Raw genomic sequence first — 11,200 nt, forward strand, 5'->3', positions numbered from 1 at the left:
TGGGCAAATGCCCCAAAAATAATATGCCAACGATTGTTCTGTTTGTTCAGTTGGCAACTGAATCGCGTATGGAGCCGATAGAGCTGCGGGGCTCGCGCGGACGTGGGCGTCTATTTGAGCGGGTTGGTTCCCAGAAGCGTTTTTTCACCCAGGCGGTAGAGCTCGTCGTCGGTGCACGCTCGGCTCATGCCGCGTTCGATGCACCAGATGACGATGGCGTCGCGGCGATCCTTGCACCAAAGCTCGGCGACGCTGTCGAGTCTCAGAAGGCGCTGCGTCTCTCGAAGCGTGCAGCCGATACCGAGTGCCAACATGATGGCGTGGTCGCGGCCGGGGCGGCTTTTGCCGGCAAAGATGTCGTACACAACGGTCGGGTTAAGGCCCGAGTTGCGTGCGACGTCCGAGCGCTTGATGCGGCGCTCGTCGATGAGGCAGCGCAAGTACGAGGGAAGCGTTTGGTCGACGGTTTCGCCTTCGTCCAGATAGGCGTCGATGCTCGAACTGGCCAACAGCCGCTTGAGCAGGTCTTCCGTCAAGTGTTCGCGTTTGTTCTGAGTTGCCAAGGGGGCTCCAATCATCGTCTCGACTTAGAGTATATCGATAGGGCGGTCGCGGGGCGCATGGGGCGAGCGGACGCCGCGGCTTGGAGGACGCCTATTTACCCTGGTGAATTCCGAAGCAAATGAAAATACTTTACTTAGTTAAAGAAAAACGTTTTATCCGACGCGCGCGGGGAGTACAATCTCGTCCATGCGAATCGACGTGCCATCGGCTTCGATGTTGCCCGCGTGTCCCGTCCGGCTCTACGCTCCGGGCGTGCGACGTTGCGACACGGTCGGCCTCGGTCCTTGCGTGCGGGTTCGCGAGTATGCAACTGTGTATGTAAGGAGCGACATATGACTGTCGAGAAGAAGGATATCGATTGGGGTAGCCTCGGCTTTGGCTACATGAAGACCGATTACAGCTACGAGGCTCATTGGAAGGATGGCGAGTGGGACGAGGGCGGCCTGACCACCGACCACACCATGCATGTCTCCGAGTGCGGCGGCATCTTCCATTACTGCCAGGAGGTCTTTGAGGGCCTGAAGGCCTACACCGCCGAGGATGGCAGCATCGTCTGCTTCCGTCCCGACATGAACGCTGAGCGCATGTATAACTCTGCCCAGCGCCTCGAGATGCCCCCGTTCCCCAAGGACAAGTTCGTTGAGGCCGTCAAGCAGGTCGTTTCTGCCAACGCCGCCTGGGTTCCGCCTTTCGGCTCCGGTGCGACCCTGTACGTGCGTCCGTTTATGATTGGCTCTGGTGACGTGATTGGCGTGGCTCCTGCTCCTGAGTACACGTTCCGCATTCTCGTGACTCCGGTCGGTCCGTACTTTAAGGGCGGCCTTAAGCCCGTTAAGCTGCGCGTTTCCGAGTATGACCGTGCAGCCCCGCATGGCACCGGCAACATCAAGGCCGGCCTGAACTACGCCATGTCCCTTAAGCCCACGATGGAGGCCCATCGCGAGGGATATGCCGAGAACCTGTATCTTGACTCCGAGTCTCGCACCTATGTCGAGGAGACCGGTGGCGCCAACGTCCTGTTCGTGAAAGAGGACGGCACCCTCGTCGTTCCGCAGTCGCACACCGACTCGATCCTGCCCTCCATCACCCGTCGCTCGCTCGTTCAGGTCGCTCAGGACCTGGGCATGACCGTTGATCAGCGTCCCGTCGAGTGGGCCGAGGTCAAGGCCGGCACCTTTGTCGAGTGCGGTCTGTGCGGCACCGCTGCTGTTATCTCCCCGGTCGGCGAGATTGACAACAAGGTTTATGGTGCCGACGAGACCGTGACCTTCCCGGCTGGCTGCACCGAGATCGGCCCTGTTATGAAGAAACTTCGCGAGACCCTGACTGGTATTCAGTCTGGTGCTGTCGAGGATAAGCACAACTGGGTTTACACCGTCGCGTAAGCTGTCTTGTATGTTCGGCCCGAGGGCGACCTTCCTTTCCGGCGCGTCCTCGGACATGAAAGAACCCCCGCTGCGCACTACGTGCGGCGGGGGTTCTTTTGTCCTGCGGAGTGCGCCTGGGTGTGGGCTCCATAAGGAGCTTGGCCCTAGTGACCCCGCGCAGTTCTGTAGGAAAACCGCGCACCAGGAAGAGGTGCGTGCGCGGTTTTCCGGTTGCCGCTCGCCTGGGGTGGGACGGGGCGTACATTTTTGGGAGTTTTCAGCAGCCGGGTGCGCATGCATACGGGATTTTGGGCGAAAGTCAGGCGCCGTGAGCCGCATCCTGTAGAAAATGAGTGATCCCTGAGGTGCTGAGGGCTCAGAATCAGGGTTTTCAACGCGGTTTTGTGGGCCCGTTCCTGTTCCTTTGGGCTCCGGTATGCTGAAAACTCCAAAATTTGCACACCGCCCTCTGGGGTACCTGTGGGCAAAAAGCAACCGCCCCGTCGAAGTATGCATTCGACGGGGCGGTTTATGCATATACCCGATTAAGGATACGCTGCGGATCTGTTAGAACTTGACGGTCGGGGCCTGGCGGGCGGCTTCAACTGCCTCGAAGCCCTGGCGCTCCTTAAACTGGAAGATGCCGGCAAAGATAACGGCCGGGAACGTCTGGATGGCGTTGTTGTAGCTGAGCACGCAGTCGTTGTAGCTCTGGCGCGCGTAGCTCACCTTGTTCTCGGTGTCCTCGAGCGTAGCCTGGAGCTGCATAAAGTTGGTGTTCGCCTTAAGGTCGGGGTAGGCCTCGGCCACGGCAAAGAGCTGGCGCAGTGCACCGGTCAGCACATTGTCGGCTTCCATTTTGGCCTCGGGGGTGGTGGCGCTTACGGCGGTGTTGCGCGCGTTGATCACGGCGGCGAGCGTGTCCTGCTCGTGCTTGGCGTAGCCCTTGACGGTCTCGACCAGGTTGGGGATCAGGTCGTTGCGGCGCTGCAGCTGCGTGTCGATGTTCTGCCAGGCGTTATCGATGCGATTGCGCTTGGTAACCATGTTGTTGTAGATGCCAGCGATGGCGCAGACGATCACAACGACAACAACGATACCGATGATGACGGGAAGCATGATGTCTCCGTTTCGAATGGCAGCGGCGTTTTGCGCCGGCCGTTGTTGGTATAACGTATCTAGTATACCCGCAACCTTTGGCGGTGCCGAACTTTCCGGTAAGCGTTTTGTTTCAACCAGGGAGGGGGCGCCAATATCGAACGGTTGGTACAGGTGTAAGATATGCGACAAATTACGGAATGCTGTCTACGCCTTGAGGATGGCGATACGGATGGACCTTCGCATCAAGAAAACCTATCGTGCCCTGTTCGACGCCTTTACCGAGCTTTTGGAAGAGCATCGGTTTGAGGATTTGACGGTTGCCATGCTTTGCGACCGGGCCCTGATTCGCCGCACGACGTTCTATAAGCATTTTCGCGATAAAAACGATTATTTTGCCTTCTATATCGATGAGCTTATGACGGGCTTGCCCCAAAACCAGACCGACGCAGCGGACGCGGAGCCGCTTGTGGATGTACAGGCGCTTCGCCATGAGGTCTTTGACGATGCCATGAATATGGTACTGGCGCATGAGCAGCTCATGGATAACCTTTTGGCGAGCAGCATGTCGGGCATGCTGACCGGCATGATTTGCGACCGCATCGCGCGTTCCATCCGTGAGCGCGTGATGAGCTCGCTTGCCGAAGACGCCCTGGCGCCCGTTTCGCTCGAGACGACATCGGAATTTATCGCCGGTGGCATTATTCGAGTGTTCACAAATTGGTGGGAATCGGGCCACGATCTTGAGCGTCGACCCGAGATGGCCGACGTGGTCGATGCGCTGTTTGAGCGCACCATGACGCCGGTGAATCACTAAGGTGGCGGAGAGAGGGGGATTCGAACCCCCGGAACGCTCTCGCGCTCAACGGTTTTCAAGACCGCCGCATTCAACCGCTCTGCCATCTCTCCGTGAGTCGTAATGATAGCATCGTTTTGAATTTGCAACAGGGAAGGCGAACGATGACGATCACCGAAATCGACGAGAAGTTCATGCGCGAGGCGCTGGCGGAGGCGCGCGCCGCTGCGACAGTGGGCGAGGTGCCGATTGGTGCTGTGGTGGTGCGTGCGGGCGAGATTGTCGCGAGGGCGCATAATCGCCGTGAGCTCGACCAGGACCCTTCGGCACATGCCGAGTTTTTGGCCCTGTGCGCCGCCGCTCAGACGCTTGGGCGTTGGCGCCTTTCCGATTGTACGGTCTACGTGACGCTCGAACCCTGCTGCATGTGCGCGGGGCTTATGGTTAACGCGCGCGTGGGGCGTTGCGTGTATGGTGCGGCCGATGCCAAGGCGGGCGCGGTGGGCTCGCTGTATGACCTCAATGCCGATTCGCGCCTGAACCATCGGTTTAATGTGACCGCGGGCGTGCTGGCAGACGAGTGCCGCAGGGTACTGAGCAGCTATTTTAGTGGGCTGCGTGACACCGATGGTGCTGTCTGCGGTTGTGGGGCCGATCTTGAGGCGCATGTCGCTCATGCCAAGGCACTTGCGGGTGTTGGGAATCTCGCCGACGAGACGCTCAACTTTGGTCCTGTGCAGCGCCGGCCCCGCCGTGTGCTGTTGGTGATCGATTCCTTTAAGGGCAGCGTTTCGAGCGCGCAGGCGGAGGCGGCCGTTGCCGAAGGCGTGTTCCAGGTGTGGCCCGATGCCGAGCTGAGCGCTTTGCCGCTGGCAGATGGTGGCGAGGGAACGCTCGATGCCGTCGCCGCGCGCGGCGGCGAGCTTTTGACCTGCGAGGTTGCAGGGCCCTTGGGCGATCGCGTGTCTGCCCGGATGCTGGTGGACGGCGAGCACGAGTCGGCTGTAGTTGAGATGGCCGAGGCGGCGGGTATTGGGTATTCGCCCTGCACGGAATCGGCGGCGCTTGCGGCTTCGACCTATGGCGTGGGCGAGCTCATGCTTCGCGCGGTCCGTGCTGGGGCAAAGACTATCTATATTGGCTTGGGCGGCAGCGCTACCAACGATGGCGGCGCCGGTATGCTGCAGGCGCTGGGCGCGCGTGTGGTCGATGATCAGGGCTGCGATGTCGCCCCCGGTCTTGCGGGCCTTGAGCAGGTAGCGAGCGTTGATTTGGCGTCGGCGCTTGAGGTACTGGGCGGCGTGCGTGTCGTGGTGCTCTCCGATGTCGAGAACCCACTCGTGGGGCGTCGCGGCGCGCTTGCGGTGTTCGGTGGACAGAAGGGTCTGCCGACGGGGGATGCCGAGGCCCTGGGCAAATACGACGGATGGATGGTCGGCTATGGCCGCCTGCTCGATGCGGCGATTGCTAGGGCGCGGGCTCAGGGGTTGTTGCGCGCGCCCGAGGGCGCACGGTCATTTGGATCGGTGCTTGGTGTGCCCGGTGCCGGTGCCGCCGGCGGCTTGGGTGCCGCGCTGCTGGCGCTCGGTGCGGAGCTGCGCTCGGGCGTGGAGACGGTGCTCGATTTGATTGGGTTTGACGAGTGCGTGCGCGATGCCGACCTGGTCATAACGGGCGAGGGCAATATGGACGAGCAATCCGCCGCCGGTAAGGCGCCGGTGGGCGTGGCCCGTCGTGCGAAGCGATATAGCAAGCCGGTGGTCGCCGTCGTGGGCGGTCGTGCCGACAACCTGGATGCGGTGTATGGACAGGGTATCGACTTGGTTCTGCCGGTCTGCCGCAGACCCATGCCCCTTGACCAAGCGCTCGACCCCCAGGAATCCACAACCAACCTCATCTGTGCCGGCGAGGCAGCCGCTCGAGCCTACGACCTCGGCCGTATTTAAGTTTATCCGGGCAAGTCTCAATAAGTTGCGGTGGAATAGTTCCTGTTTTTGGCCTTGGCCGTAAAACAGGAACTATTCCACCGCAACTCAAAAGTAGTCTTTTTGGCCCCGTCCCAAATTAGCTACCTTGCCCCATCGGGCAGGAGCGGGTAAGATATACCGAGCGCCAAGCGCGTTCGATGGGTTCGGATGACGACATGTTCCGAATCTGGTCAGGTCCGGAAGGAAGCAGCCATAAGGAGCCTCTGTCGGGCATCCGAATCCATCGAGCGCACGGGCGCTTTTTGGTGCCGCGATGCGGTCCCGGTGCCGGCGGGCTGTTTGGTGTCTCGCTGGTCCTCGGCTTTGCCTGCGGGATCGCTCGACTACCAAACAGCCCGCCGGCACCGGGACCACTTCGTCCAAAAATCACCCGTAGAGGGCGCATTTATCTGAAGAATTGAATCCCGTGTCTTGCGGCGCTCGCTGGCGTTGCCAAAGCATCGGCTGCTACATGCCTTGGGCGCTAGTGACCGTCGCCCTTACATCTGTAACGAGTTGCTTACGCATCTCCAGGGCTCGCCGTACTATCATGAATCAGATTGAAGAGAGATGATGATAGGGAGCGCCTTTTTATGATTGAGCTGCTCAGGCGTTTTGGTGGTAAGTTTCGCCGGTATATGGTGATTGGTCCTGCGTGCAAGCTGATCGAAGTGATTTTTGACCTGCTTACGCCGCTCGTAATTGCCCAGATGATCGATAAGGGTATTGGCGCACGCGATGTCAACGCCGTCGTCCACTACGGTATGGTGCTCGCCGCCATGGCTGTGATCGGCATCTCGTTTACGCTCGTCTGCCAAAAGATGGCGGCGCTCACCTCGCAGGGCATGGGCACCGACATCCGCGGCGCACTCTACCAGCACATCAATAAGCTGAGCTATGCCGAACTCGACCGCTTTGGCACGCCGTCGCTCATTACGCGCATCACCAACGATGTCAACCAGGTGCAGCTTGCCGTGGCGCTGGGCGTGCGCATGCTCATTCGCTGGCCCTTTTTGGCGGTGGGCTCTATGTGCGCGGCCCTTGCCATCGACCTTAAGCTCGGCGTGATCTTTTTGATTTGCACGCCCGCCATCGGCTTGGTGTTTTGGTTTGTCATGGCGCGCTGCATTCCGTACTACAAGCAGCTGCAGGCAAAGCTCGACCGCATCGCACTCATTTGCCGCGAGGGGCTTTCGGGCGCCCGCGTGGTCCGCGCCTTTGTACGCGAGGATCACGAGCGCGAGCGCTTTGCCCTAGCCGCCGATGAGCAGGCGCATGTTGCCATCGCGGTGGGCAAGCTCTCGTCGATCCTTAACCCCGTCACGTTTTTGATGATGAACCTGGGCGTGTGCGCCATCCTGTGGGTGGGCGGCATCCAGGTCAACGCGGGTGAGCTTACGCAGGGCCAGGTTATGGCGTTTGTGAACTACATGACGCAGACGCTCACCTCCATCGTGTACGTCGCCAACCTGGTCGTGGTCTTTACCAAGGCGAGCGCCAGCGCGTCGCGCATCAACGAGGTGCTCAATTGTGAGCCGAGCATCACCGACGAGGGCAACCAGCCGGTCGCGCTGCCCAAGCCGAGCGAACTGGCGGGTGGCGCTGTTCCAGTTCCCGCACTGAGCTTTGACCATGCGAGCTTTTCGTTTGGCGCGGGCGCTGCCAACGCCGTCAACGATGTGACCCTGGAGCTGCCGGCGGGCAAAACGCTCGGCATTATCGGCGGCACGGGCAGCGGCAAGTCCACACTCGTCTCGCTTATCCCACGCCTGTACGATGCGAGCGCCGGCAGCGTGAGCGTGATGGGCGCCGACGCGCGCACCTGGCCGCTCGACCAGCTGCGCCACGTGGTCGCGACCGTCCCGCAGCGCGCGTCGCTGGTGAGTGGCACCATCCGCAGCAACCTGACCTGGCGCGACGAGGCGGCAACCGACGAGGAGCTGTGGGCGGCGCTCGATATGGCGCAGGCCAGCGAGTTCGTACGCAACGAGCCGCAGGGCCTCGATGCCCCGGTCGAGGCGGGCGGCAAGAACTTCAGCGGTGGCCAGCGTCAGCGCCTGACTATCGCGCGTGCCTTAGTGGGCTCGCCGCAGGTTCTGATTATGGATGACTCCGCCTCGGCGCTCGACTTTAAGACCGACGCAGCGCTTCGCCGTGCCATTCGCGAACGAAGCGTGTGCGGTGCCGCCGAGGGCGGGCTGCCGCTGACGACCATCATCGTGAGCCAGCGCGTCTCGACCGTGCGCGACGCCGACGTGATTTGCGTACTCGACCACGGCTCGGTCGCGGGCTTGGGCACGCACGATGAGCTGTATGCAAGCTGCCAGCTCTACCGCGAGATTTGCCAGTCGCAGCTTCGCCGCGAGGAGCTCGAGGGTCAGCAGGGGAGTACGGCGCCCACGCCCGCTCCAAGCCCCGCGTCCGCCCCAGGCGCCCCGACCGCCCCCGCATCCGTCTGCGCAAAGGAGGGCTGCTAAATGAATCCCTACACTTCCTCCGGTTCGGTCGCCACGATGACGGCCAACGTGTCCGGCAACGATAACCTCAGTGACTTGGGTGACGGCCCGCGCCAGCCCGGCGATCCCGAGCGCTATCCCGTGGGTGCGGTGACCCGCCGCCTGCTGGGCTATGTTCGTCCGCACCGCATTTCGTTTGTAGCGTCGTTTGTGAGTGCCGCCGCTTCGGTGATCTTGCAGCTCTACACGCCCATCCTCGTCGGCGAGGGCATCGACCTGATCGTCGCCGCCGGGCAGGTGGACTTCGACGCGCTGCTGCCGCTCGTTACCAAACTAGCGCTCGTCGTGGTGGGGGCCGCGGCCTTTCAGTGGCTGCAGGGCTACTGCGTAAACCGCCTGTCCTACGAGACGGTGCGCGACATGCGCGTGGAGGCGAGCGACAAGCTCAGCCGCATGCCGCTCAGCTTTATCGACAGCCACGCCCACGGCGACCTTATGGGCCGCGTGGTCAACGATGTCGATCAGGTGGGCGATGGCCTGCTGCAGGGCTTTACCCAGCTTTTCACCGGCGTTATCACCATCGTGGGCACGCTCGCGTTTATGCTTTCCATCAACCTGACCATGACGCTCGTGGTGGTGCTCGTCACGCCGCTTTCCATTTTTGCAGCCGGTGCTATTGCCAAGCTCTCCAACAAGAGCTTTACGGCACAGCAGCGCATTCAAGGGCAGCTCGGTGGTCATATCGAGGAGTACGTGGGCGAGCAGAAGCTTGTCGACGCTTTTGCCTATGGCTCCAACGCGCAAGCGAGCTTCGATGCCCTCAATGCCGAGCTCTATACCGCGGGCGAGCGCGCGCAGTTTATGGGTTCGCTCTCCAACCCCGGCACGCGCTTTATCAATAACATCATCTATGCCGTGGTCGCTGTGATCGGCTGCGTGGGCGTGATCACGGGCGTGCCGGCGGCGCTTACGGTGGGCGGCGTGCAGATTTTCCTGTCCTATGCTAACCAGTACACCAAGCCGTTCAACGAGGTCACCAACGTTATTACGCAGATCCAGGCGGCGTATGCCTCGGCGCGCCGCATGTTTGCGCTGCTCGATGCGCGCGAGCAGGAGCCCGACGCGTCGGACGCTATAGAGCTTGCCGCACCGCAGGGCGAGGTCGCCTTTGAGCATGTGGACTTTAGCTACGTGTCCGACCGCAAGCTGCTGCAGGATATCTGCATCGAGGCCAAGCCCGGCATGCGCTTTGCCCTGGTCGGCCCTACGGGCTGTGGTAAGACAACGCTCATCAATTTGCTGCTGCGTTTTTATGATATCGATGCCGGCCGCATTGCGGTCGATGGCCGTTCCTCGCGTGACTACACGCGCGCAAGCCTGCGCCGTGCCTTTGGCATGGTGTTGCAGGATACGTGGCTGTTCGAGGGCACGGTGGCAGACAACATAGCCTACGGCTGTCCCGATGCCACGCGCGAGCAGGTTATCGAAGCTGCCAAGCGCGCGCATGCGCACAAGTTTATCGTGCAGCTGCCGCAGGGCTACGACACGGTGATTGGCGAGGACGGCGGCACGTTTAGCCAGGGTCAAAAACAGCTGCTGTGCATCGCGCGCGTCATGCTCACCGACCCGGCGATCTTGCTGCTGGACGAGGCGACCTCGAGCATCGATACCCGCACCGAGCTGCAGGTGCAGGCGGCATTCGACGAGCTCATGGCCGGTCGCACAAGCTTTGTGGTGGCGCACCGCCTGAGCACCATTCGCAACGCCGACTGCATTCTGGTGATGCGCGACGGCGAGATTATCGAGCGCGGCACACACGACGAGCTGCTGGCGGCAGACGGCTTCTATGCCGATCTTTACCGCAGCCAGTTTGCCCAGTAGGGGCCACCGATTAGCGGCCGGTGGTTTACATCTGTCACGTTGGTACTAAGATATTCATCTAATAAATTGCATTAGTGGCTTTAGTTTTGGGGGAAACGAGGCAACGTGACTATGACGTGCTCTTTGGTGGTTAACAGCAAGAGCGGTAATACCAGGATGGTTTCGGGCGCGATCAAGCGCGCTCTGCAGGCTGCGGGTGTTGAGTTTGTCCATGCCGCGGCGTTGAGCGACGATGCGGATGCAGATCAGGTTGCGCTCGAGGCGCAGGGCGCCTGCGCGGCCGACACGGTGCTCGTCGGTTTTTGGTGTGACAAGGGCGCGTGCACGCCTTCGGTCGCGGCGTTGCTCTCCACCTTGCACGGCAAGCGCGTCTTTTTGTTTGGCACCTGCGGTTTTGGCGCCGACCAGAGCTATTATCAGCAGATTATCGATCGCGTGACCTCCAATTTGGCCAATGATGCCGAGCTTGTAGGTTGGGCGATGTGCCAGGGCAAGATGGGCCCTGCGGTCAAGCAGCGCTACGAGGCCATGCTCGAGCAAGATTCCGACAACGCCCGCGCTAAGATGCTGCTCGACAACTGGGTTGCCGCGAAGGACCATCCGACCAAGGAAGATCTGGACAACATGGCGGCAGCCGCCAAGAAGGCCGTGCTGGGCGAGTAGGTCTATCGCTGCCGCGCGTGCGAAATAATACAGAAGAAAAAGCCTCGAAATCCTCGAGGCTTTTTCTTGACACTCGCGGGAGCAACCGTGGCAAGCGTGTGGGGCGACATTTTCCATCACCCCGATGACGAGGCCGTCCTGGAAGACACGCTCTCCTGCATCCGCTGGATGTATTGAGCGTGGGACGGGCTTTCCAGATGGGCAGGGTTTCGGAAAGTGCGTCCCGGAATCGGCGCTCAGACTGGGATACACTTTCCGCTTTACGCCTTGTCCGGAAACTGTGTCCCGGAATTAAGGGGGACTGCGGACGATTTCTTGGACCGTTACGCGGCCCTTCCCAGCGCGGCGCGGAACTCGGCCGGCGTGCGGCCGCCGAGCGCATCGCTGCGCCTCTCCGTATTGTATCGG

At 61.2% G+C, this 11,200-nt stretch carries 8 protein-coding genes, 1 tRNA gene and 1 other RNA gene; 7 read left to right on the forward strand and 3 right to left on the reverse strand.

Going from position 1 to position 11,200, the window contains the following annotated elements:
* Positions 1 to 110 precede the first annotated feature (110 nt).
* Positions 111 to 563: a helix-turn-helix domain-containing protein gene (locus ACTQXM_RS07880; protein ID WP_138340479.1), complete on the reverse strand. Its 453-nt coding sequence runs from the start codon at positions 561 to 563 to the stop codon at positions 111 to 113.
* 333 nt (positions 564 to 896) lie between these two features.
* Between ACTQXM_RS07880 and ACTQXM_RS07885 the strand changes: the two genes are divergently transcribed.
* Positions 897 to 1,949 carry a branched-chain amino acid aminotransferase gene (locus ACTQXM_RS07885; RefSeq protein ID WP_427728837.1) on the forward strand — a complete coding sequence of 351 codons (1,053 nt, stop codon included), beginning with the start codon at positions 897 to 899 and terminating at the stop codon, positions 1,947 to 1,949.
* 549 nt (positions 1,950 to 2,498) lie between these two features.
* Here the strand turns inward: ACTQXM_RS07885 and ACTQXM_RS07890 are convergent.
* The gene (locus ACTQXM_RS07890; protein ID WP_441041402.1) at positions 2,499 to 3,050 is read right to left on the reverse strand and encodes a LemA family protein; all 552 of its coding nucleotides are present in this window, start codon (positions 3,048 to 3,050) and stop codon (positions 2,499 to 2,501) included.
* 211 nt (positions 3,051 to 3,261) lie between these two features.
* Between ACTQXM_RS07890 and ACTQXM_RS07895 the strand changes: the two genes are divergently transcribed.
* A complete protein-coding gene (locus tag ACTQXM_RS07895; protein WP_441537509.1) occupies positions 3,262 to 3,846 on the forward strand; it encodes a TetR/AcrR family transcriptional regulator in 585 nt (194 codons plus the stop codon).
* 2 nt (positions 3,847 to 3,848) lie between these two features.
* Here the strand turns inward: ACTQXM_RS07895 and ACTQXM_RS07900 are convergent.
* Positions 3,849 to 3,938: transfer RNA gene (locus tag ACTQXM_RS07900), tRNA-Ser, on the reverse strand.
* Positions 3,939 to 3,989: 51 nt separating this feature from the next.
* Between ACTQXM_RS07900 and tadA the strand changes: the two genes are divergently transcribed.
* From tadA to bilS, 5 genes are all read left to right on the forward strand, one after another.
* On the forward strand, positions 3,990 to 5,771 hold the full coding sequence (tadA, locus tag ACTQXM_RS07905; RefSeq protein WP_441537508.1) for a tRNA adenosine(34) deaminase TadA: 1,782 nt from the start codon (positions 3,990 to 3,992) through the stop codon (positions 5,769 to 5,771).
* A 176-nt stretch (positions 5,772 to 5,947) separates the two neighbouring features.
* Positions 5,948 to 6,043, forward strand: an RNA gene (ffs, locus tag ACTQXM_RS07910) — signal recognition particle sRNA small type.
* A 342-nt stretch (positions 6,044 to 6,385) separates the two neighbouring features.
* Entirely contained in the window at positions 6,386 to 8,269 is a 1,884-nt protein-coding gene (locus ACTQXM_RS07915) for an ABC transporter ATP-binding protein (protein ID WP_441537507.1), read from the forward strand.
* On the forward strand, positions 8,270 to 10,129 hold the full coding sequence (locus ACTQXM_RS07920) for an ABC transporter ATP-binding protein (protein WP_441537506.1): 1,860 nt from the start codon (positions 8,270 to 8,272) through the stop codon (positions 10,127 to 10,129).
* 111 nt (positions 10,130 to 10,240) lie between these two features.
* On the forward strand, positions 10,241 to 10,792 hold the full coding sequence (gene bilS, locus ACTQXM_RS07925; protein WP_441041411.1) for a flavodoxin family protein BilS: 552 nt from the start codon (positions 10,241 to 10,243) through the stop codon (positions 10,790 to 10,792).
* Positions 10,793 to 11,200: the final 408 nt, after the last annotated feature.

This window comes from Collinsella sp. LCP19S3_D3, from assembly GCF_052121455.1.
GTDB lineage: Bacteria > Actinomycetota > Coriobacteriia > Coriobacteriales > Coriobacteriaceae > Collinsella.

What these genes read in the sequence shown, in the direction of transcription:
- ACTQXM_RS07885 (WP_427728837.1), top strand. Translation starts at nt 897, where the DNA reads ATGACTGTCGAGAAGAAGGATATCGATTGGGGTAGCCTCGGCTTTGGC.
- ACTQXM_RS07890 (WP_441041402.1), bottom strand. Translation starts at nt 3,050, where the DNA reads ATGCTTCCCGTCATCATCGGTATCGTTGTTGTCGTTGTGATCGTCTGC.
- ACTQXM_RS07895 (WP_441537509.1), top strand. Translation starts at nt 3,262, where the DNA reads ATGGACCTTCGCATCAAGAAAACCTATCGTGCCCTGTTCGACGCCTTT.
- tadA (WP_441537508.1), top strand. Translation starts at nt 3,990, where the DNA reads ATGACGATCACCGAAATCGACGAGAAGTTCATGCGCGAGGCGCTGGCG.
- ACTQXM_RS07915 (WP_441537507.1), top strand. Translation starts at nt 6,386, where the DNA reads ATGATTGAGCTGCTCAGGCGTTTTGGTGGTAAGTTTCGCCGGTATATG.
- ACTQXM_RS07920 (WP_441537506.1), top strand. Translation starts at nt 8,270, where the DNA reads ATGAATCCCTACACTTCCTCCGGTTCGGTCGCCACGATGACGGCCAAC.
- bilS (WP_441041411.1), top strand. Translation starts at nt 10,241, where the DNA reads ATGACGTGCTCTTTGGTGGTTAACAGCAAGAGCGGTAATACCAGGATG.